At 50.6% G+C, this 23,661-nt stretch carries 16 protein-coding genes; 8 read left to right on the top strand and 8 right to left on the bottom strand.

What is annotated here, in order from left to right; translation table 11 throughout:
* The first annotated feature begins 975 nt into the window (after positions 1 to 975).
* Positions 976 to 1,926, top strand: a complete 951-nt coding sequence (locus tag GC178_18085) for a hypothetical protein (GenBank protein MBI1289481.1) — start codon at positions 976 to 978, stop codon at positions 1,924 to 1,926.
* A gap of 74 nt (positions 1,927 to 2,000) precedes the next feature.
* On the opposite strand, the gene GC178_18080 is transcribed toward GC178_18085, so the two are convergent.
* The 6 genes from GC178_18080 to GC178_18055 form a co-directional block, all read right to left on the bottom strand.
* The gene (locus GC178_18080; protein MBI1289480.1) at positions 2,001 to 2,951 is read right to left on the bottom strand and encodes a type IX secretion system membrane protein PorP/SprF; all 951 of its coding nucleotides are present in this window, start codon (positions 2,949 to 2,951) and stop codon (positions 2,001 to 2,003) included.
* Complete coding sequence (locus tag GC178_18075) at positions 2,948 to 11,044, bottom strand: T9SS type B sorting domain-containing protein (GenBank protein ID MBI1289479.1); 8,097 nt, start codon at positions 11,042 to 11,044, stop codon at positions 2,948 to 2,950. The genes GC178_18080 and GC178_18075 overlap by 4 nt, the downstream gene beginning before the upstream one ends.
* Positions 11,045 to 11,275: 231 nt before the next feature.
* Positions 11,276 to 12,304 carry a T9SS type A sorting domain-containing protein gene (locus GC178_18070; protein MBI1289478.1) on the bottom strand — a complete coding sequence of 343 codons (1,029 nt, stop codon included), beginning with the start codon at positions 12,302 to 12,304 and terminating at the stop codon, positions 11,276 to 11,278.
* Between the two features lies 1 nt (position 12,305).
* Positions 12,306 to 13,136, bottom strand: a complete 831-nt coding sequence (locus GC178_18065; protein ID MBI1289477.1) for a T9SS type A sorting domain-containing protein — start codon at positions 13,134 to 13,136, stop codon at positions 12,306 to 12,308.
* A 99-nt stretch (positions 13,137 to 13,235) separates the two neighbouring features.
* The gene (locus GC178_18060; protein MBI1289476.1) at positions 13,236 to 14,057 is read right to left on the bottom strand and encodes a T9SS type A sorting domain-containing protein; all 822 of its coding nucleotides are present in this window, start codon (positions 14,055 to 14,057) and stop codon (positions 13,236 to 13,238) included.
* A gap of 104 nt (positions 14,058 to 14,161) precedes the next feature.
* A complete protein-coding gene (locus GC178_18055) occupies positions 14,162 to 14,977 on the bottom strand; it encodes a T9SS type A sorting domain-containing protein (GenBank protein ID MBI1289475.1) in 816 nt (271 codons plus the stop codon).
* 456 nt (positions 14,978 to 15,433) lie between these two features.
* Between GC178_18055 and GC178_18050 the strand changes: the two genes are divergently transcribed.
* The 4 genes from GC178_18050 to GC178_18035 all read left to right on the top strand — a co-directional run bounded on the left by GC178_18050 (position 15,434) and on the right by GC178_18035 (position 18,371).
* Entirely contained in the window at positions 15,434 to 16,351 is a 918-nt protein-coding gene (locus GC178_18050) for a dialkylresorcinol condensing enzyme DarA (GenBank protein ID MBI1289474.1), read from the top strand.
* A gap of 88 nt (positions 16,352 to 16,439) precedes the next feature.
* A complete protein-coding gene (locus GC178_18045) occupies positions 16,440 to 17,564 on the top strand; it encodes a StlD/DarB family beta-ketosynthase (protein ID MBI1289473.1) in 1,125 nt (374 codons plus the stop codon).
* Between the two features lie 3 nt (positions 17,565 to 17,567).
* Complete coding sequence (locus tag GC178_18040) at positions 17,568 to 18,014, top strand: pseudouridylate synthase (GenBank protein MBI1289472.1); 447 nt, start codon at positions 17,568 to 17,570, stop codon at positions 18,012 to 18,014.
* Between the two features lie 99 nt (positions 18,015 to 18,113).
* A complete protein-coding gene (locus GC178_18035; protein ID MBI1289471.1) occupies positions 18,114 to 18,371 on the top strand; it encodes an acyl carrier protein in 258 nt (85 codons plus the stop codon).
* Positions 18,372 to 18,400: 29 nt separating this feature from the next.
* Here GC178_18035 and GC178_18030 read toward each other — a convergent pair whose 3' ends face one another.
* Both GC178_18030 and GC178_18025 read right to left on the bottom strand, forming a co-directional pair.
* A complete protein-coding gene (locus GC178_18030) occupies positions 18,401 to 19,117 on the bottom strand; it encodes a DUF4476 domain-containing protein (GenBank protein ID MBI1289470.1) in 717 nt (238 codons plus the stop codon).
* Between the two features lie 99 nt (positions 19,118 to 19,216).
* On the bottom strand, positions 19,217 to 20,080 hold the full coding sequence (locus tag GC178_18025; GenBank protein ID MBI1289469.1) for an EamA family transporter: 864 nt from the start codon (positions 20,078 to 20,080) through the stop codon (positions 19,217 to 19,219).
* 82 nt (positions 20,081 to 20,162) lie between these two features.
* On the opposite strand from GC178_18025, the gene GC178_18020 reads away from it, so the two are divergent.
* The 3 genes from GC178_18020 to GC178_18010 all read left to right on the top strand — a co-directional run bounded on the left by GC178_18020 (position 20,163) and on the right by GC178_18010 (position 23,530).
* Positions 20,163 to 21,134, top strand: coding sequence for a deoxyhypusine synthase (locus GC178_18020; GenBank protein MBI1289468.1), 972 nt, complete (start codon positions 20,163 to 20,165; stop codon positions 21,132 to 21,134).
* A 150-nt stretch (positions 21,135 to 21,284) separates the two neighbouring features.
* Positions 21,285 to 22,373, top strand: coding sequence for a hypothetical protein (locus tag GC178_18015; GenBank protein MBI1289467.1), 1,089 nt, complete (start codon positions 21,285 to 21,287; stop codon positions 22,371 to 22,373).
* Positions 22,373 to 23,530, top strand: coding sequence for a hypothetical protein (locus GC178_18010; GenBank protein ID MBI1289466.1), 1,158 nt, complete (start codon positions 22,373 to 22,375; stop codon positions 23,528 to 23,530). Before GC178_18015 ends, GC178_18010 begins: the two co-directional genes overlap by 1 nt.
* The last annotated feature ends 131 nt before the right edge of the window (positions 23,531 to 23,661 follow it).

Here is a 23,661-nt window from a genome sequence, read left to right as displayed (position 1 = left end):
CAGAGACGCAGAGAGATGGAGGTTCGCTACGCTCACGGGGTTGTTGCACGGAGGGGCAAGGAGGATGGGAGATGCATGGAGAGGGTGTTCGCTTCGCTCACGTTGAGGTCTCGCAAAGGCGCAGGGGCGCAAAGGGTTCTCTTCGATCACAGATTTTATTCACACAGAGACGCAGAGAGATGGAGGTTCGCTGCGCTCACGTTGGGGTCTCGCGAAGGCGCATGGGCGCAAAGGGTTCGCTTCGCTCACAGATTTTATTCACGCGGAGACGCAGAGAGATGGAGGTTCGCTTCGCTCACGTTTAGGTCTCGCAAAGTTGCAAGGACGCAAAGGGTTCGCTTCGCTCGCGGTCGGTTCTCGCAAAGCGGCCAAGGCGCAAAGGAGTGCGCGGGTCATCCTGAGTGATTTTCCTTTCTCGGAAAATTGTATCGAAGGATTTTTCACACAGAGATGATGAGGTTCGCTTCGCTCACGTTAAGGTCTCGCGAAGGCGCAGGGGCGCAAAGGGTTCGCTACGCTCACAGATTTTATTCACACAGAGACGCAGAGAGATGGGGGCTCGCGCTGCTCGTTTTACACAGAGGGGAATGGAGAATTGACCTCCCCTAACCCCTCCTTTTCAGGAGGGGAATTCGCAAACTGCATGCGTCACGGTCGGTTCTCGCGAAGGCGCAGGGGCGCAAAGGAATTGACCCCTCCTGACCCTTCGACAAAGCTCAGGGCAGGCTCTCCCCTAAGGGGAGGAATTCAAGACAGGGTTCGCTTCGCTCACATTTTCTTTAGACGGACATTGCTGTAAGTTGTGTTGAGATGTTCATGTGGTGTGTTTGGATGGATGGGGAAATGTTAAAATTTTCGTACGGTACAATAATGTATATGTGGTGATGGTTATTCTGTTGCAGTCTGTGATATATTACTAACAGGGCCAAGCGACCTTCAGGCTGTGGCCACCTGGTCCCCAAAAAACTGGAAATCATGGATGATAGACAGGAAAATAAGGTGTCGATGTACCTTGTATTGGACAAGGCGTTGACGGATGCCAATGCCATCTGGTCGGGCAATGTGGCGTTTTCGAATGCGGTAACTGCGTTTCGGGGCAAGTTGTCGGACATAAACAGTAAGGTGGAGGTACAGGAAACGGCCTACACGGGTGTTACCAAGGACAAGAAGACGGCCAGAGAGGTGATGCGGGATGCTGCGCTTTTGGTGAGCGGGGCTGTAACGGCCTACGCAAGTACGGTGAACAATGAGACGCTGAAGAAGGCGGTTCATTTTACGGCCACGGACCTGATGCAGTGCCGCGATTCCATTGCGGTGCAACGGGCGCAGGTTATCTATGATCAGGCCAATGATGTGCTGGCCTCGCTGGCCGATTTCGGAGTGACGGCAACAGAGATGGATGCTCTGGCGTTGAGCATAGAGGGTTTTGACGGCCGCTTGGCTGCCCCACGCATGGCCATTGTAATAAAGAAGGGAGCAACGGACGGTTTGAAGCGTCTGATCTCGGAAACGGATGCGATACTGAAGGACCAGATGGATACGCTTATGCCACAGTTCAAAGCGGTGAACCTTGATTTTTATGAAGGTTATTTTGATGCACGTAGAATCATTGACACGGGCAGTTCAAAGCCTTCTGTTGTACTTACGGGTATTGCAACGGCCGCTGATACCGGGGAGGCACTTGTCGGTGTGGAAGTGGTGGCCAGTTCGGATACTGTTTCGAAGTCATATAAGGCGAAGACAGGTTCGGACGGTCGCTACAAGCTGGGCCTTCCGGGCTCGTTTGTGGGTACTGGCATTTCGGTACAGCTACGTGGTACCTTAGTAGGCTATGTGACCTTTGAAGGCAGCCATGCTGTAATGCCTCATACCAACTATACGGTTGATCTGGTACTTACGCCTGAACCAGTTCCACCGACCCCATAGTGTAAGGTTCTGGAAAACGCAAGGGCGGCCAAGAAAAATCTCTTGGCCGCCCTTCTTCGTTCTATCAAATGGTGTTACTCCGCCTCTCCTGAAGATGTACCCTCTGGGTTTTCAACAGGTGCTTTTTTCCATGGTCGAAAGCGCACACCCACCATCATCTCGTGTGTACCGCTTGAGTAGTTTCTCAGGTTGGAGGTGGTCATGTCATAGCTGTACGCCACGGTCAAGAAATCCTTGTAGGCGAACCCACCGAGGAAGGAGACCGCATCCTTGTAACGGTAGCATGCACCGATCCAGATCTGGTCGCGCCAATCTACTTTAAGACCCAGATCGAACTGAGGTGGGGCGGGATATACATACTTGAGCAACACGTTGGGCATGATGCCGAAATCCTTGACGTGGAATGTGTAACTGCCCATGGCCATGTAGTGGCGCGCCAACGAATTGGCCGTACCCTGCTGGTTTTCCAAGAACTTGAGCTTGTTGCCGATCAACTGCGGAATGGATATACCGAAGTTGAAATTCTTGTGCTTCAGGTTCAGTCCGAAGGTCGCATCGGCCGTGTAAACGGTCATCATCTGGTTCGGGAAAACCGGGTCACCGTTCTGGTAGAGGGTCACTTTGGTTCCATCAATGCGGTACTGAAGCAATCCCAAGCTCATACCCATTCCCAATCTCAACTTCTTGGAAAGTTTGAGATGATAGGCATACGATAGGTAAACACCCACGCGGCTTGTAGGCCCGGTAATGTCCGCAAATACGGAACCTCCCATGCCCATGTTGTACTTTTTGAACGGGCCGTTTGCCGAAAGAATGAACGTGCGTGGCGCATCGTTAATGCCGATCCAATGCAATCGGTTGTTCGATTTCACCTCCCAGTAGTCGTTCTCTCCGGTCATCGCTGGATTCAGGATATAGGAGTTGAGCATGTACTGGCTGTACTGCGGGATCTGCTGCGCGAAAGAAGACAGCGAGAATCCCAAGACAAGGGTCGATATGTATAGAAGTCTTTTCATCGTCATCATCTAATTATGGTGATCGGTCCGGTAAAGGGCTCCTCGAAGTTCTTTGAATCAATTACGTAGTAGTACGTTCCTATTGGAAGGTCTTTGCCGTTGTAGCGGCCATCCCACGGCACGGGGTAGCCCGGTGCCGACCGGAACAACATCTGTCCCCAGCGGTTATACACCTCTACGATGGCATCTTCAAACAAGTGGATGTTGTCAATGATCCACGTGTCGTTGATTCCGTCACCGTTAGGCGAGATACCATCAGGGAAGGAGATACCGGGAAGAACCTCCACCAGCACGGAGTCGGTACTCATACAACCGTGGTTATCGGTTACGGTCACGTAGAACATGGTCGTTCCGTCCGGCCGTGCGGTCGGGTTGGTAATGTCCGGGTTATCCAAGAAATCGATCGGTTCCCAACTATACGTCCATCCTGTCACTACACCCAAGGCGTTCAGTCCAATGGATCCCCCCGTTGGAATCTGAAGGTCATCGCCCGCATCTACCGGAGGATTGTCGTAGGTGTAGATGACCACCGAATCCATATCCACACAGTTTCCGATCATCACCGTCAGGTAGTAGGTGGTTGTGTCGAAAGGAGTGGCCACAGGGTTGGAAATGGTTGAATCACTTAAGGATGACCCAGGAGTCCATGTGTACGTTCCACCACCGGTTCCGTCAAGCGTCAGGCTTTCACCGATACAGACCGTATCGCTTACACCTGCATCAGCTTCTATCTGAACAAGTGTGGCAACACCATAAGTGGCCGTAATTGAACATCCGATGGCATCGGTGATCACAACGGTGTAAGTACCTGTCATCACATTGGTCAGGTCTTCGGTCATGATGCCTCCTGGCGTCCAGTTGTAGCTGTAACCCGGTTGACCACCAACCACCGTAAGATCAATGGAGCCATTGGCAATGTTGCTACACGTGGATGCCACCGAGGTTGCGTTGGAAACAATTGGAGGCGGACCACCGACCGTAGCGCTGGCGGAAACCGTACAACCGTTAGCATCTGTCACTGTCACCGTGTAAGTTCCCACACACAGGTTGGTAGCCACAGAATCTGGTTGACCTTGGGGGTCATTCCAAGCGTAGGTGTACGGAGGCGTTCCTCCCAATGGGAGAGCAACACCTATTCCATCACAGTCTGTTCCGCAGGTAACGTCCGTAGCTGTTGCGGTGGCGGTCAAAGCCGTTGGCTCTACAATGATCACAGATGCTTGAGTGGTACAGGCAGGAGACTGAGAGTCAGTCACCGTTACCGTATAAACTCCAGGACAAAGACCCGTTGCCGTTTGCGTGTTCTGTGAATTCGGGTCATCCCATGAGTAGGAGTAAGGCCCAACACCACCGTTGGCAAATACCGTGGCCGTTCCATCGCACGCTCCATTACAGGTAACATTGGTAAAGATCGGTATGGCCGCTGTCAATGCCGCAGAATCGGATATGGCGGTGGTTGCATTTGCAGTACAACCGATGTCATCGGTAACCGTTACCGACCAGATACCGACACACAGGTTGGTTGCCGTGCTGTCCGTTTGAACAGGGCTTGTGTTCCATTGATACGTGTAAGGAGCTGTTCCGCCTGTAGGCGTAACGGTGGCCTCTCCGATGCAACCGCCAGCGCACAGCACCTGCGTTACCGAGGTGATATCTGCGGTCAGAATCGGAGGCTCCGTAATTGTTGCTGTGGCAGAATCGACACAACCGGAAGCGTCAGATACCACCGCGATGTATTGACCAGCACAAAGGGCGGTCAACGTATCGGATGTTTCGAAGTTGGGGAGCCAAAGCACACCATAAGGCGTTGTACCGCCTGTGACGCTCAAATAAGCTTCTCCATCACACACGCCACCGCAAGATGCATTCTGAACGGAAACCGTAGCATCCAATACGGCAGGTTCGGTAATGGTAACTGTTGTGGAATCTGAACATCCGTTCGCATCGGTCACCACCACCTGATAAGTTCCTGCGCAAAGCCCTTGAACGATCGGGTCCGTGGCGTTGGACGGATCGTTCCATTGGTAAGAATATGGGGCTGTGCCGCCTTGGGCCAATACGCCAGCAACACCATCGCATGTTCCACCGCAGGTGATGTTCTGAGCAGAATCCAACAGGAGCAGCGGCAATGGTTCGGTGATAACCGCAGCCGAAGTGGTTGTACATCCGAGGGAATCGGTGACCACCAAGCTGTAGATGCCAGCGCAAAGGTTTGCCACCGTATCATTCATGGTTGATGATGGATCGTTCCACTGATAAGAATAAGGTGAGTTTCCACCAACTGCAACCGCAATGGCACTACCATCGCAATCGCCATTACATGTAACAGCAGTTGTTTGGATGGTTACCGTAATGGAATCGGGTTGATTGATGGTGACGTCCGTAGAATCCATACATCCGGCCACATCGGTCACCACAATGGTGTATGTTCCAGCACACAGACCGATCACGGTATCGTTTGCTGTAGATGCGGGGTCGTTCCACTGATACGTGAATCCACCAGAACCACCTGTGGCATCCGCGTAAGCTTCTCCATCGCATTGGCCGAAACAGGTTGCATCGACCGTACTTGTATTGATGACGATGGCCGGTGGTTCATTCACAACCACTTGTTGCTGTTGCTGACAGCCATTGGCATCGGTAACGGTAACGGTGTATGTTCCGGCACAAAGATTTGTTTCGGTGCTTGCAGTACCGCCTGATGACCAGCTGTAGGTGTAAGGCAGTGTTCCGCCAGAGGCGATAACCGTTGCAGCGCCATCGCAGGCACCCGGACAGGTGGCATCTGTGACCAGTTGCAGGCTCAACGATATCGGATCAGGATCGTCTATCTGAACCTGAGCCACGGATTGACATCCATTGGCATCGGTCACGGTAACGTTGTACTGTCCGGCACACAATCCGGTAGCTACTGAGTCTGTTTGCGCACTTGGGTCGTCCCAAAGAATGGTGAACGGAGCCGTTCCTCCTGAGATGGATACGGTTGCCGAGCCATCGCAGGAACCGTTGCAGGTGGCATCTACACCGGAAACGGTGATCGTTGGACCGCTGATGTTACCAACGGGGATGGTTTCAATTCCTTCGCAGCCCGCACCATCTGTAATGGTGACCGTGTAAATTCCTGCACAAAGGGCAGAGGCGGTATCGTTGGTTGAAACGTTCGGTGACCAAGCGTAGGTGTAAGGACCGCTGTCTCCACCGGATGGTGTCAGGTAGATCTGACCGTTGCACTGCCCACAGGTGGCCTGCGTTACGTTCGGGTTGCCCAAGATCTGGCTTGGTTCGTTGATGGTGACGATCTGTGTATAGATGCATCCCAGCGAATCTTCGATCTGAACGTTGTAAACGCCAGCGCAAAGTCCGGTAACATTGGCGGTTGTTTGCCCTCCTGGCACCCATAGGTAATTATAAGGAGGAATTCCACCGACAGGTGTTACTGTGGCCTCGCCATCGCAGACACCGAAACAAGAGGCATCTGTGCTTACGACCGTGGCACTTGTTGGGCCACCATCATTACTTACGGCAATATCGAAGTTCTGTGTACATCCGATGGCATCCGTTACATCTACCGTGTAAACGCCAGGACAAAGTCCACTGATGGAAGCTGTCGTTTGACCATTACCCCATAGATAGGTGTACGGAGGAACACCCCCATCAGGCGTTACCGTGATCTGTCCATTGCACTGACCACACGTTGCGTTTACAACCAATGTATCGATAATGATCTCGGTAGGTTGGAAGATCTGCACAGGAGCCGTGGTAACACAACCGTTCGATCCGGTTACGGTTACCGTGTAGTTTCCCGGGCAGAGACCGACAGCCGTAAGTGTTGTCTGGTTGTTCGGGTCGTTCCACTGGTATGAATACGGGAACGTACCTCCCGTTGGGAATACCGTTGCCGTTCCATCGCATTGCCCAAAGCAACTTACATCGCTGGCCGTGGTTGAGGCTGACAATGGGTTCGGTTGTGTGATGGTGACCGTGGAAACGGAGACACATCCGTTGTTGTCGGTTACGGTAACGCTATACGTTCCGGCACAAAGCCCGGTAATGGTATCGTTTGTCGTGTTGTTGATGTCGTTCCATTGATAGGTGTACGGAGGTGTTCCACCTGTACCTTCAACCACAGCCGTTCCATCGCAAAGCCCGTTGCAACTTACATTGGTCTGACTCACAATGCTGGATGAAAGTCCGTTGGGACCTGTGATTGTCACCGATTCAGAAGCGGTACATCCGTTGGCATCTGTTACAGTAACCGTGTAGGTACTTGCACAGAGGCTGTCGGCTGCTGCTGTTGTCTGCGCCAAAGCGTCATCCCACTGATATGTATAAGGACCTGTTCCACCGACAACATCTGCCGTGGCCTCTCCTATACAGATACCATCACACTGCAGGTTGACGATTCCAGAGAATGTGATGACCAACGGATCCGGTTCTGTAATGGTCACCGGAACGGTGAAATCGCAGTTATTGGCGTCTGTTACAGTAACGGTGTAGTTTCCGGCACACAGCCCTGTTGCGGTTGCGGTTGTCTGCGCAGAAGGGTCATCCCAGAGGTATGAGAATGGAGGTGTACCGCCAACGGCCGTTACGGTTGCGGTTCCATCGCAAAGCCCGTTGCAACTTACATCGGTGGTTGTAGCCGTTGCCGTAAGCCCCGCAGGGTTGTTCACTGTTCCGGCCACGGTGTCCATACAACCGTTGGCATCGGTAACCTGAACGATAAAGGTACCTGCACAGAGGCTGTCTGCATTGGCCGTTGTCTGGGATAAGGGGTCATTCCATTGGTAGGTGAAAGGAATGGTTCCACCGGAAGGAATGACCGTGATCTGACCGTCACAGTTGCCAGCGCACGTTCCGTTATCTATAATGAGCAGCGAAAGTCCGATCGGGGTCGGTTGGGTCAGGTTCACCTGATTTACAGCAACACATCCGTTGCTATCTGTCAGCGTGATGGTGTAAAGTCCTTCGCACAGTCCGGTTGCAATTGAATCTGTCTGACCTGCCGGGTCATCCCACAGATACGTGAAAGGTGGTGTTCCACCCGTTGGTGTGGCAATTGCCTGGCCATTGCAAGAGTCATTACACAATGGGTCGATTCCCGTCATGGCAATCGAAGCAGAAGGAATATCGTTCACTAAGGAAGTGACAACTTTGGAACAGCCGGTGCCATCCGTTACTGTGATGTTGTAAACGCCTGCACACAACCCTGTGGCACTTGTACCCGACCCGACATTCGGAGACCACGAGTAGGAATACGGTGGTGTTCCTGAGATCGGTGTCAATTGGATCTGACCGTTGCACTGTCCGCAAACAGAGTTGGTCACGGTCTGTCCGACCATGATCTGATCCGGTTGACCGATGGTTACCGTTTCGGTATGGATGCAATGCAGCGAATCCTGTATCTGAACGTTATAGGTTCCTGCGCAAAGTCCTGTTACGTTGCTGGTGTTGTAACCTCCCGGAACCCACTGATAGGTGTAAGGAGGAGTTCCTCCGATTCCGGTAACTGTTGCTTCCCCATCGCAAACGCCATAGCAGGACGCGTCCACCACAGTTACGTTGGCGCCTGTTGGGCCATCTGAGTGATCAACAGGAATGAAGAACGTTTCAGAACATCCGTTGGCATCGGTCACTTCCACGTTGTAAACGCCTGCACACAGGTTGGAAATCGTGGCCGAAGTGGCACCCGTATTCCACAGGTACGAGTAAGGAGCTACGCCACCTGTTGGCGTTACGGTAACCGAACCATCACACTGACCACAGGTTGCGTCTGTCACATTTTCACTGATGGTGATCGGCCCCGGTTCGTTGACGGTCGCCAGCGAATCGTTTGCACCGCCACCGCTCAGGCCAATGTTCCAATCGAAGATGAAGCCATTGTCAATGGCGAAGTTGTCCGTTACGGTAATGGTCCAATCGCCATTCAACGGACAGCCCAAAAGACCCGAAAGTGGATCGACACTTGAGTAACTTCCTGCAGGAAGCGCGACCCCTTGGCTTACAATGACCGTGTTTCCAAGCCCAGCCTCCGTTTCCATGGTCCCGTACATCGGGTTCGTGTTCCAGCAGTATTCAAAACCTGTTCCCGGAACAGGCGTAATGCTGTCGTTGTCGTTGGCATCGCCCAAGAAGACGCTTGCACCTGTTTGACTGGTCGGGAAAGAGCCTTCCAGAAGGACTGTTTGACCGTTCGGGCAACTCAGTTCAATGTCAAGGTCGCTCAGCCATGAGTGCTCCATGGTGATACAGATGCCTTGGAAATCGCTGACATTGGTGAGGGTACCGAGCGCAGGGAAGCCTGTAATGTTGATGGAAGTGCTGTAGGTTGCTCCAGTTCCATCAGGAAGTGCAAGTGTACCGCCATTGAAAGAGCCTCCCAACGTAACCGTGCTTGACGTACATCCATTGGCATCGGTCACCACCACAGAGTAATCGCCCGCAGGAAGCCCGCTTATATCTTCCGTTGTCTGTCCCAGCGGATACCATTGATAAGTGTATGGCCCCACGCCTCCTGAAACCGTCAGGTCGATGGCTCCATCCGAACCACCTTCGCAGGTCACGTCCGTAACGGCCATGGAAATCATGATCGGGTCGGGTTCCGTTATAGTGAAATTCACCGTTTGCGAACAGCCGTTATTGTCTGTTACGGTAAGCGTGTAGCTGCCAGCGCATAATCCTGACTCGGAAGTTCCTGTACCACCGGTTGGTTGCCAATCGTAGGTGAATGGAGGATGATTTCCGGTCACCGTGGCTGTTGCCGTTCCATCACAATATCCGTTGCAACTCACGTTTGTTGAGTTCACGGAAACCTGCAACTGGTTATCATCAATGGTGAAGGAGGTTGAATCCTGACATCCATTGGCATCGGTTACAACCACGGTGTAATTTCCAGCGCAAAGTGACACGGAACTTGGACCGCTGTTGGAATAAGGACTCCAATCGAATGTATATGGAAGTGTTCCGCCTGTGCCGCTCACGGTTGCGGTACCATCACACAGACCCGAACAGGTGGCGTCTGTACTTACAGAACTGGCAACCAGCACATTCGGCTCCAAAATGTCAATTTGCAATGAGTCCTGACATCCGTTCGCATCCGTCACCAAGATCTGGTAGGTGCCTGGGGCAAGACCTGTGGTATCCTGTCCGGTCGACCCACCGGGCGACCACAAATAAGTATATCCGGGAGTTCCACCGGAAACAGAAACATTGATAGAGCCATCGGTGTCGCCATTACAGCTTACATCAACGTGCGTTTCTGTAATGGAAATTTGGGTCGGCTCATTCACGGTAACGGTCGGGAAGGTGTTGGTACAACCCAAGCTGTCGGTAACCGTTAGCGCATAAGTACCTGCACTAAGACCGGAAATGTTTTCCGTTGTCTGTGCCGTTCCAGACCACGAATATGTGTAAGGAGGAGTTCCTCCGATGACACCGGAAGAGGTGATCTGTCCATCCGTTCCTCCGAAACAGAGCGGGTCGGTTGCGGTAAGCGTATCAGCCCAATCAGCAGGCGAATCGATAGTGAATGGCTGTGTTTGAGGACAGCCGTTGTTGTCGGTTACTTGAACGGTGTAAGATCCGCCATCAAGACCCGAAATGGAATCGCTGGTCTCCACGAAACCTGGCCAGAAATACGTGTAAGGGGCCGTTCCGCCCGTTACATCCACCACCGCAGTACCCACATTGCCACCGGGGCAAGAGTCGGGTGTGGTGGTTACCATAATATTGAACGGAGGAGGATCGTTGATCACCGCAAAATCGATGGCCGCCTGACAGCTACCACCGCCACCATCTTCGCCCACCACAATGATCTGATAGTTGGTAACACCCGATCCCAAACCTGTGAAACAGTAGCTGGTATTGCTCTGTGGACCGGAGTTGAGGAAGAATGGACCGTTGAAGATCTGATAAGTGTAGTTGGGGAAACCGCCTGACACATAGATGCAGATCGATCCATCATTCGCTCCCGGACAGGAAACATCGGTGGTGACGATAGAGTCGATGACGACAGGACATTGCGCTTCCGCCTTCTGCACCAGCAGAAGTGTTGTGAGTAGCGGAAGTCCAAATGAGAGGAGTTCGCGTAAAGCTCGCTTCATGTCGAATATTTAGGTAGAAATAGGTTTATTGGACGAGGTTGGAACAGTCAAAAATCAAGGGGTTAAGGTACAATTTTTAGGATTACTCCAAGAGGCAGTAAAACAGCCTTCTGTTGGGAGGAAAAATTGCTTGCTAATGTTTTTGGTGTCGGGTGTTCTCAATTCAAATTGAATCCTGGTCTGGTTTCGAGGGCAACCTACGTTAATTGCCGCATTTGGTTACTTGGGCACTCAATTCACCACAAGCGTTAAACGGTCGGAGTGCTCTCCATTCTGTATGGAAAGGAAATACAGTCCGGATGACAGGTGCGTCAGATCGAATTGAAACCTGTTCGGACCGACCAGAATGGATCTGGTGAAGCTTTCCAAAATTCTTCCTTCTGCATCGGCCACAGTAAATGTGCAGCGGCCTTGTGCGGCAGCATCCAGCGAAAGCTGAAATTGCCCATTGCTTGGATTCGGAAACGCCTTGGCCATCAGCCTATCGCGCTGTTCTTCTACACTTACGCTTGTCAGGTCGAGAAAGGCTGTGTCGCTGCCGCAACTGTTGGAGGCCACCAGATACATGGGAACCGTACCGCCAACGCTGAAGGTATGGGTCGGTTCGAAGTCGGTGCTTGTGCTTCCGTCTCCGAAGTTCCACTCGTAATCGGTGGCATCCAACGAAAAGTTGTTGAACTGAACATCAAAGAGGTTCAGACCCGGTGAGAATGCGGCTGTCGGGAGTGGGTTGACGGTGATCTGAATAGAGTTTGAGGCACTGCTACAGCCGATCCAATCCGTAACTGAAACGTTGTAAGTACCGCTTTCAAAAACCGTTATCTCTTCACTTACGGACCCAGTGCTCCAATCGTAATATGGATAAAGTGAGTCAACAGAAAGCGTAACACTTCCGCCTTCGCAGAATTCGGTAGGCCCGCTAACGTTAATGGTCGGTTGCGGTGGATTGGAAACCTGCGCAACAACAAAGGCCAATGTATCGGTACAGCCGGTGTAGTGCGTTACAACCACCTCGTAGTTCCCGGCCGTGAGGAATACGCTTTGACCCGTTTCTGATGTGGGCAGCCATTCATATCCGGTATAATTCTGCTCAATACTGAGGTCGGTGCCAGAACTGCCTATGCAGTATGACGTATTGCCCAGAAGTGTGAGTGGTAAATGCGGTGGGCAGTTGATCTGTGCCACAATATGGCCAGCGCAGAAAGTTGTGAGGAACAGAAGTCCTGTTACGCGGAAGAACATTGATTCGAAATTATGCATCCTATCCGTTTTTCAGTACGCGTACCAGTGCCTGATAGCCTCCGATCTGCGTGCGTAGCATATAAACCCCAGCGGGAAGTGCAGACATATCGATCGGAATGCGGTTGTTTCCCGAACGGATCGACCGAGCTTCGGTTCGGATCGATGCCCCAGTAATGGCGAAGATCTCCACGTTGGCCAACCCCGTAACAGTTGAGTTTATATCCAATATGGAAAGGTCCTGTGCGGGGTTCGGGTAAAAATTCAGCGAGAACATTTCATTGTGTTCGGCAATGCCGTTGGCATCAAGTACGGTGATCGTGTACCCGGTTTCGTCCAACGCTTGCGGAACGGGGGCGGGAAGATCGAAGGAAGAAGGTATTCCAAGGGTGGAAAGCAGGCCGCCACCAAGAGACGAAAGATCGACATCACCCTCTGTGTAAGAAAGGATATCGAAGGTGAAATTTCCAGCTTCGGTCGGTGTTCCTGTAATGGTGATGCTGCCGGAAGCCCCTGCCAAATAGGTGCACGGTGTAGCATCGCAGTTGCCCGACATGCCCTGTGGAAGTCCATCAACATTGAAAGTGGAACGGGTAACGTTGAAGTCGAACGTCTGTGAACTGAGATTCAGTAATCCGAGGGCAGGAGCCGCCTGCGGAAATGCCACGGAAAGTGCCTGTTCCACAATATCTCCGGGCAATGTAGAAGTAGGAGGAACGGTGAATGAAATGACCTGATCGGAATATGCCTGATTCAGATGCGCATCAGGAAGGTTGCTTGCCGATGGGTTGAACGTTTGCGCCCAAGTGGTGCAGGCGAATGACAAAAGGAATAGAATGGAAAAACTTTTCATTGTACTCAGAATTCGACCGTAAAGCTAAACGTTCGGATTTGACCAACGAAAAAGGGCGGTGAATTTCACCGCCCTTCCTGTTCAAAGTTGTTATCAGTCTCAGTTTTTCTGAACGCGGACAAGCGCTTGGTGTCCGTTGATGTCAGATCTCACCAAATAAATTCCAGATGGAAGTGCGGTCATATCAAGGTTGATGCGGTTACTTCCCAAACGGATCGACTTGGTGTCTGTTTGAACCAATGCACCTGTGATAGAGTAAACTTCCACAATTGCCAAGCCCGAAACAGTTGAATTCACATCCAGAATAGAAACACCCTGAGTTGGGTTCGGGTAAAGACTTAACGAGAACACCTCGTTGGCCTCTTCAATTCCATTCGGGTCATTTACATTCATGGTATAGCCAGTTTCATCCAAAGCACCAGGGATCGGTTGAGGAATGGCAAACGTTGATGGGATCCCAAATCCGGAAAGTGCCCCAGCAAATGCTGAAAGATCGGCCTCTCCAGAGGTCAATGATGTAATATCGATGGTGAAATTACCGGCCTGAGTTGGCGTACCTGCAAGCGTAATGCTTCCGCTCGCCCCGGCCACATAGGTACATGGGGTGGCATCGCAAGTGGCGGTCACTCCGGCAGGTAGCCCGGTAACAGAAAGCGTTACAGACTGCACGTTCAATGGGAACGACTGGCCACCAAGCAGACCTGTTATGGCGGCAGCTTGAGGGAATGCAGCGGCTACAGCCGAACCAACAGTAGCTCCATCAACAGTAGAGGTCAACGGAACGGTGAAATTGATAACCTGACCTGCATACGCCTCATTAATTGTTCCCGAAGGAAGTGCCGATGCAGAAGGATTGTAAACCTGAGCGTTCACTGCAAATGCGGCACTCAGCGTCAAAATAGAAAGTAGGGTTCTTTTCATGGTAGAAAAATAATTATGTACTGTGCAAAGGTACAAAATGAATAAATGAAAAAGGGGCGATGAAATTTCATCGCCCCTTCAAGTTTAAAAGACCTGGTCCGTACTTACTTTTTAACTGTACGGATCAATGCTTGATGACCATCGATCTCTGCCTTGATCATGTAGATTCCAGCAGGAACAGAAGAAAGATCCAAAGAAAGACGGTTGGCTCCCATGCGGATGGTTCTGGTGTTGGTTTGGATGATCGCTCCTGTAATTGCGTAAACCTCAACAGAAACCTGACCTGCAACAGTTGAGTTGATGTCAAGAGTTGAAAGACCCTCCGTTGGATTCGGGTAGAAACCAAGCGAGAAAACCTCGTTCGCTTCTTTGATTCCAGTAGAGCTTACGTTCATGGAGTAACCTTGGGCATCCATCAGACCAGGAAGAGTTGGTACAGACTGTCCTTGGAATGAACCTCCAAACGGAACTGTTTGAGTTCCAAGAATTGGAACAGTAATATCGACAGAACCAGTTGTTTCTGACGTGATGTCAACTGTAAAACCACCGCCAGCGGTTGGAGTTCCAGAAATAACGATGTCGCGCGTAGCACCACCTGCAACGCTACATCCGCCACAATCATCGCTCAATCCTGCTGGCAATCCGGCTACTGTCAGTGCCGTTGATGTTACTGCAACCGGATAGCTCGTACCCGCGTTGATGTAAGAGCCCACAAGTGCCACAGCCTGAGCAGGAAGCACATCAAGAATTTGCTGCCCCGTTACGTTTGTCGTAGCAGGAATGGCAGCATTGATCGTTTCTGAGTAAGCCGTTCCAACTTCACCGTTCGCCAATGGCGACCCGGCAGCTGGAGTAAAAGTCTGAGCAGAAGCACCGAAGGCAACACCCAACGCAAGAATAGAAAGTAGAGTTTTCTTCATTATTATGAATTTGTTGTTTAAGAGTCCAAAGTTAAGAATTGAACCGAAGTCTGTTGTTGATTATCTGACATACACATGCCAAAACGAACGGAGGGTGCGAAATTTCGCACCCTCCGTTCAATTCCAAGTTCCTGTAGTTCCTAAATTCCTGTAGTTCCAATGCTCAGACGCTTACTGGCATCCTGGTCTTTTCAACAAGTAGCAATTCGGTCAACGACATTTTCATCATAAGGGCAATTTCGTTCGCAAATCGCTGTTCCGAGGCACTCAGCCTTTTTTTCATCCCCGTTTCCATTTTCGATATGTTTTTGGTGCGTTTCATCGTGTTCTGGTTGGTTTAACTGCATCAGTCCAATCTCTGTTTCCAAATACCGACAAACGACACAATCGTTTGGATAAACGACACGGTTTATCGCCAACCGACAAAAAGTGAATATCATTGTCGTTTAGCAGAAAATGAAGGTTCTCGTACTCTATTATTCGCAAACTGGGCAATTGAAAGATATTGCCAATCATTGCCTCTCGCCTTTGGTGAAGGATGATTCGGTAGACGTTGATTTCGTGAAAGTGGAAACCGAACACCAGTTCCCGTTTCCTTGGACAAGGCTGTCGTTCTTCAACGCCTTTCCAGAATCGGTCTTCGGTATTCCATTCAAAATGAAACCGATTGGGGTGGATGCATCGAAAGATTACGACCTCATCATTTTGGCTTACACCGTTTGGTATCTCAATCCGAGCATTCCCATTTCGAGTTTGCTTCAGAACGAAGAAGCCAAACGCATTTTCAATGGAAAGAAAGTGGTCACACTCATCGGTTCACGGAACATGTGGGTGCTGGCTCAGGAACGTGTGAAGCGACATCTGAAAGAGCTGAAAGCGGACCTGATCGGAAATATCGTTCTCATCGACCGCAACAAGAATCTCGTTAGCATCATCACCATTATAAGATGGATGTTCTACGGAAAGAAAAATCCGTTCTGGGGTTTCCCACGGGCAGGAATCATTCAAGAAGACATTGAATCGAGCAACCGTTTTGGGGAAGTTCTGCTGAATCGATTGAAACAGAACGATCTTTCCGACATGCAGGAAGAACTGAATGAGAAAGGTGCCGTGGAGATAAATCCATCGTTGGTGATCTTGGAGAAGCGCGCCACCAAACTGTTCCACATGTACGGCAACTTCCTCATCAAAAAAGGAGGATTTTTCGATAAGGAACGGTTGGGCCGCGTGAGTTTGCTCTCCTATCTGTTGCCAATTGGAGCTTTCATCCTTTCTCCAATAACAACCTTGTCATCATTCTTGATTTCTGTCATTAAGCGAAAGGAATTGGCTTCCGAGATTCGCTACTACAAACAGAATTCGCTGCGCGAGTGAACAATTCTACGGGAATCTACTTATTTGAATTTATGGTATGCAAGCATACCTTTGCGCGCTTGCGAGATTTACGCATTAGACCGAGCAGTTGAAGGAAGTTTACATTACAGGATTAGCGAAGTTCTTGCCGAACGAACCCATCTCGAACGATGAAATGGAGTCGGTTCTTGGAATGATCGGTGGAAAGCCATCGCGGGCTCGAAGGATCGTACTCAGAAACAACGGAATTCAAAACCGATACTATTCGCTGCAACCGAATGGAAAATTCAGTCATTCCAACGCAGAGTTGGTGGTAGAATCCATTAAAAGGTTGGGTGTTGAACTGAACGAAGTGGATGTGTTGGCCTGCGGAACATCGGCCGCAGATCAGGCGCTACCATCGCACACCGCCATGGTTCACGGACTGTTGGATGCCGAGATGGAGATCGTTTCGCCAAGTGGTGCCTGCTGTTCGGGAATCCACGCCATGAAGTATGCCTACATGAGCATCAAGGCAGGCGAAGCGCAGAAAGCAATCACATGTGGTTCTGAGTTGGTTTCTCCCATGATGATGGCGCGGAATTTTGAAGCAGAATCTCGCTCTGAATCGGAGTTGGAAAGCAATCCGTTCATCGGTTTTGAGAAGGATTTTTTGCGTTGGATGTTGTCTGATGGTTCGGGCGCAGCCTTGTTGCAAGACAAACCGAATGAGTCTGGACTTTCGTTGAAAGTAGAATGGATCGAGAGCCGTTCGTACGCGCACCAGTACGAAACGTGCATGTATTCTTCGGCAGATAAGAACGAGGACGGTTCGGTAAAGAGTTGGAAAGAGTTTGAACCTGAAGAATGGCTGGATCACAGCGTTTTTGCCATGAAGCAGGATGTGAAATTGTTGAGCAGCACGATTGTCCCGCTGGGTGGAAAGTACCTGACCGAAATCGCGAAGCGCAGAAACTTGGATGTTTCTTCTGTCGATTACTTCCTGCCGCATCTTTCGTCCAATTTCTTCCGTCAGCAGGTTTACGATCAGCTGAAAGCGGATGGAATGGAGATCACCGAAGACAAGTGGTTCACCAACTTGGTTCAGGTTGGTAACGTTGGTTCTGCATCCATCTATATAATGTTGGAAGAGCTCTTCAACTCGGGGAAACTGCAGAAAGGCCAGCAGATTCTACTGATGGTTCCGGAAAGCGCCCGTTTCTCTTACGCGTACGCACTTCTTACTGTTTGCTGAAAGATGCTGGTCAGCCGCGAAGATGTACTGAAATTCATCCCGCAGCGCGAACCGATCGTGGTTGTTCACGGTCTACTTGAGCATTCCGAAAACGCATCTGTTTCTGAATTTCATGTAGAGGAAAACCATCTTTTCGTTCGCGATGGAAAGTTGCTTCCTTCGGGTTTGATGGAGAATATTGCGCAGACCTCAGCCTTGCGTTCTGGGTATCATTTCGCGCAGCAGATGCAGGAAGGTGGCGAACAGAAAGAACCACCCATCGGCTTTATTGGAGCGTTGAAAAACTTCGTGGTTTCTGATTTGCCGTCTGTTGGTTCTGTGCTGAAGACCAAGGTCACCGTTCTTCACGAAGTAATGGGAATGCAAGTGGTGGAAGCTGAGGTGCATTGCGGCAAAAACATCATCGCATCCTGCGAAATGAAGATCTTTTTAAGCCAAGAATCCGCTTAAACTCCCCTCCTGGCAAGGAGGGGTCGGGGGAGGTCGGCATGATTAAAAATAATTGAACAAATTCGCGACAGATTCCTTAATGCATTCTAAAACAGAGCCATGTCACAAGAGTTGATTGAAAAACTGAAAGTGCAGATCATCGAAACGCTGAACTTGGAAGACCTTGAGCCTTCTGACATTGACGCCAACGACCCACTTTTCGGTGATGACGGAATCGGTCTTGACTCGATTGATGCGTTGGAGCTCATCGTTCTGATGAACAAGGAATATGACATTCAAATCGCTGATCCTGAAGAAGGAAAAGAGGTTTTCTATTCCATCAAAACCATGGCTGATTACATTGCGGCCAACTCCTAATTCCCCTCTTGAGAGGGGTTAGGGGTGTGTCAGTTCCTCGCCTCAATAAACTGCGTCAGGTCGTCCTTGTAGCTCTTGAAGGTGAATGAATTCACCACGCGGTAGTAGTTCTGCGTATCAATGCAGTAATCGAACGCGTACTTGGCAACCGCCAATTTCGAATCATCATACGTCAATACGTTGAGGATCTCCACGATCTGGTCAGCACGGAAACATTGCTTCGATTTGATCATCATCTTGGCCTGCTTTTCCATCGAATCTTTGAAGGTTGCCGCTTTCACCAATTGCGTGATCTCGGCCATGTCCTGCGGGCTCACTTCACAAACGGGTTGCGGAATCGGTGCTGGTTCGGGAGTTGGGGCAGGTTGCGGAATCGGGACCAACTCAACTGTCATCTCTCCAACCACCAGATCGTGCAATCGGAACGCACTACTGAACAGTTGAAACGAATCATACACATCGTAGAAATTCTGAGGGTCCGTCACGTTCTGATAGCTCGCATACGCAAAATCAATCCGGTAAGGATCCTGACCGAGCAAGCGACATACTTGATAGACCTGCGCGCTGCTCAAACAGAATGGTCCGAACTGCTGCATGGCCGTTCTGAAACGTGCTGATTCCTGCGGCAACGCTCGCAATTGTTGCAATTCGCTTTGAAACATTCGAGGGTTCATCGGTCCGCGACAGTTCTGTGCGTTCACGCTAAGTGAGGAAACGAAAAATGAAAGAAGAAAAACGTATCTCATGATAAATGGAATAGGTGTTCAAATATGGTTTGATGGCGGTTCGAAATTACTTTTTCTCGTCTTCCAATTCCCCTCCTTGAAAGGAGGGGTCAGGGGAGGTCAGAGCTTTACAAGAATTATTCCCAGCATTACAAACACCACACCGATCAGGCGGGTTTTACTGAAATCCTCTTTCAGAAGCGCGTAACCCGCAATGGCGCCAAAGACAACCGAAGCCTCGCGTACCGCAACAATCCGACTGACAGGCGCAATTTGCATCACATATAATATGATGAGGTAACTGCTGGTTGCAATGATGCTGATGGCAATGGTCGGCTTCATCAACGTTCTCAAAGTCAATCGCATTTCAGCCCTTCGGCTTTTCAGCACGTAGGGCAAAAACATCAGTGCAGAAATAACCTGCGAAGCCGCCAGAACGGGTATCGGATGGATTTTCGCCACCAGCAATTTGTCCATAATGGTGTAGCTCATAATGAGCGAGCCGCAGATCAGCGCAAGAAAGATTCCCTTCGGGGATGTCGCTTTCCTATTTCTCCGATAGGAAAGAATGGCGATTCCTGAAACCACCATCGCAACGCCCGAAGCTGAAGTAGTGTTTACAATTTCGTGCAGAATAACCAGCGAAAGAATCACCGCGCCTGCAATTCCGCTTCCGCGAACAATTGGATAAAGTGTGCTGATGTCGCCATTCTTATACGTGAACGTCAGTACAAATCCGTAAACCGCATGAAACACGCCTGTGGCGATGAGAAGGACGATAAGGTTTGGGTTCAATTCAACTTCCCGCAAATGTGGAATGGCAAGCAAGGTTGTGATGACCGAACTGATGCAGAACGAAAGGTAAATGATGCTGTAATTGCCAGCGTGTTTCTTGGCGATGAAGTTCCATGATGCGTGCAGCAGCGCGCTCGAAAGCACCAGAAGGAACGTTAAAGTTGACACTTGCCAAATATCGTCAAACATTGAGGGTTGAAGAAAGTTTCTCCTCTCCTTTGGGGAGGCTGGGAGGGGCTGTATATTCGCACCTTATTCATAATCTGTAACCATGAAAGGACCGATCTCCCAATTTGCTGAAGAACATTTCCGCCATTTTAACGCTGCTGCGCTGATGGACGCTGCAAAAGGCTACGAGACCCATCTGGCCGAAGGCGGCAAGATGATGATCACGCTTGCTGGCGCGATGAGTACTGCCGAGCTGGGACGTTCATTGGCCGAGATCATTCGTCAGGGAAAAGTTGACATCATTTCTTGCACAGGAGCCAATTTGGAAGAGGATCTGATGAACCTTGTGGCGCACGACCACTACAAGCGCGTGCCCCATTATAGAGACCTTTCTCCGAAGGATGAATGGGAACTTTTGGAAAATGGATTTAATAGAGTTACAGATACATGTATCCCGGAAGAAGAGGCTTTCCGCAGGTTGCAGAAACACATTTTTAAGGTTTGGAAAGATGCGCAGGACAACGGCAATCGCTATCTGCCGCACGAGTACATGTACAAGATCCTTTTGAGTGGAGAACTGGAGCAGTATTACCAGATTGACCCCAAGAATTCGTGGATGTTGGCAGCGGCTGAGAAGAACCTTCCGATCATTTGTCCGGGATGGGAAGACAGCACCATGGGAAACATCTTTGCTTCGTACTGCTACAAAGGAGAATTGAACCCATCAACCATGAAATCGGGCATTGAATACATGACCTATCTGTCTGATTGGTACATCAAAAATTCAGGCGGAAAAGGAGTTGGATTCTTCCAAATTGGCGGTGGAATTGCGGGAGATTTCCCGATCTGTGTGGTGCCGATGCTCTATCAGGATCTTGAAATGACCGACATTCCTTTTTGGAGCTACTTCTGCCAGATTTCGGATAGCACAACCAGCTATGGTTCTTACTCTGGTGCCGTTCCTAACGAAAAAATAACGTGGGGAAAACTCGACATCGACACGCCAAAATTCATTGTAGAAAGTGATGCGACCATCGTGGCTCCGCTCATTTTTGCGTGGTTGCTCGATTGGTAGTAATGGAAACCGTGAACACTTCGCTTGTCAAGTGAAGTTTCTGCGTATTCTATTAACTTCATGCCTTCTCAACTCCGAGGCATGAAGTTTACTTTACGACTTTCCTTTTTCTGGCTACTTGGTATCAGTTCGGTTTTTGCTCAGGACAATATGGGCATTGGAACGCTGAATCCTGATCCATCCGCCATACTTGAGGTGCAAAGTACCGACAAAGGTGTGCTGCTTCCGCGATTGACATCCGCACAGAAAAACGGTATTCCAAATCCTGCCCAAGGTCTTTTTGTTTTCGATACCGATACAGAATCGTTCTGGTATTACGATGGAACGCAATGGGTTGAAGCATTGGGTCCGCAGGGTCCAACTGGTCCAACTGGGCCGCAGGGCATTCAAGGCCCAACAGGCCCAACAGGCCCTCCTGGTGCTGATTCGAGCGTGCCTGGTCCGACTGGTCCGACTGGCACGCAAGGCCCGCAGGGACCACAGGGAATAACAGGCCCAACAGGAGCAATCGGCCCGACAGGCCCGCAAGGTTTACAAGGTCCGCCAGGCCCTACAGGAATTCAAGGTGTTCAAGGGCCAACAGGTCCACAGGGAGTTCAAGGCCCAACGGGTCCACAAGGACAGATTGGCCCAACGGGTCCGCAAGGAGTCCAAGGTCCTCAAGGTGTAACAGGTCCGCAGGGAATTCAGGGCCCAACGGGTCCATCAGGTTCTGCGAGCTACAATCTCACTTTCACATCAAATCCAGATGGAACGTACAGCTTGACAGATGATGGAGGAACGCTCACCACTTCTTCCGGTTCGTGGTTGACCACAGGCAATTCAGGAACAAATCCGACCAATAATTTCGTGGGAACTACCGACAATCAACCCTTGGTTGTACGAACAAACAACACGGAAAAGATGCGCGTGCTGGCCAATGGCGACATCTGGGTTGATGGTGTGAAGCCCATCATGCTAAAACGCTATTACTGCAACGGTTGCGATAATCCGAGCAGGAACACGGGGGTGTCAACGGCCGACTATATTGCCTTTATCGGTGGGTTTTACCCAACCAGCAATAATGATTCGGAAAGCACACGCGCCAGGATGTACCAAAATGGCGGTACGTGGTGGTTCAAAGGCGATACAGAAGGGCCAAGCGGAGAAGACTGGAGTGTTGATGTCGTCTTCATCAAGATTCAGATGGTGGATGATCAGCGACCAGCGTCATCGCAAGGAGGTGGAACAGGATTCTGATGCGAAATCTCGTTCAAATATTGCTGATGCTCGTGTTATCGTTTCGGGCGATGGCGCAGCAACAGGTCGGTGTAGGAACACTTAGCCCTGACCCATCTGCAAAGTTGGAATTGAGTGCGCAGAACAAAGGCGTGCTGATTCCAAGAATGACCAGCGCACAGCGCGAAATGATTCCGAATCCGACCAACGGCCTGTTAGTGTTCGATGTAACTACCGTTGGATTTTGGTATTTCGATGGCGTGCAATGGGTTCAGCCATTCGGTCCAACAGGCCCTCAGGGACCAGTAGGTCCGACCGGAGTACAGGGACCGACCGGAGCGCAGGGACCGACCGGTCAGCCATCAACCGTTGTTGGTGCGCAGGGAATACTCGGAATAACAGGTTTGCAAGGGATGCAGGGGCCATCTGGCCCAATTGGGCAGCAGGGCGTTCAGGGAATTGTTGGTATTAACGGAGTTACTGGTCCGCAGGGATCGGTGGGGTCAACAGGTGCTCAGGGAATTCCTGGAATTCTTGGTCCAACAGGACCGATCGGAAATACCGGTCCGCAAGGTGTGGTGGGAATTACCGGAATTGATGGCCCGCAAGGTCCGCAAGGAATTTCTGGTCCGACCGGCCCGATGGGACCACCGAGTTTCAACACAGCGATCGCCATAAATGCCAACGGACTGATGTCTGTGACCGATCCACAATCGACCCTCAATGCGCAACAGGCCGCTTGGATGACAACAGGAAATGGTGGAACAAATCCCACCAACAATTTCCTTGGCACCACAGATGCACAGGATCTTAACATGGAAACCAACAACACCGAACGCCTGCGTGTACTTTCCAATGGAGATGTTTGGGTGGCGGGCATCAAGCCCTTCCTACTCAAGCGGTTCTACTGCAATAACTGCGACAACCCGAACCGGAACACGGGCATGTCAACCACAGATTATATTGCTTGGGTGGCCGGGTTCTATCCTACTGGAAATGATGGAGATTCGGAGTCTACAAGAGCACGCATGTATGCCAGTGGCGGGACCTGGTGGTTCAAAGGCGATCTGGAAAGCGTGAATGATGAGGATTGGAGCGTGGATGTGCTTTTTGTGAAAGTGGAAATGACCGATGACCAACGTCCCGCAAGTTCGAACAGTGGGGGCACCGGGTTTTAGTACGGATGAAAGGGATTGCACAAATATTGATTCTGGTTTCGGCATTCGTTGTGTCGCGGACAGTCTTTGCCCAGCAACAGAACATGGGGGTTGGAACGCTTAACCCTGACCCATCGGCCTTGCTTGAACTG

Source organism: Flavobacteriales bacterium (genome assembly GCA_016124845.1).
GTDB lineage: Bacteria > Bacteroidota > Bacteroidia > UBA10329 > UBA10329 > UBA10329.
The sequence above is the reverse complement of the archived record's forward strand: the minus strand, read 5'-3'. Positions and strand labels throughout refer to the sequence as shown.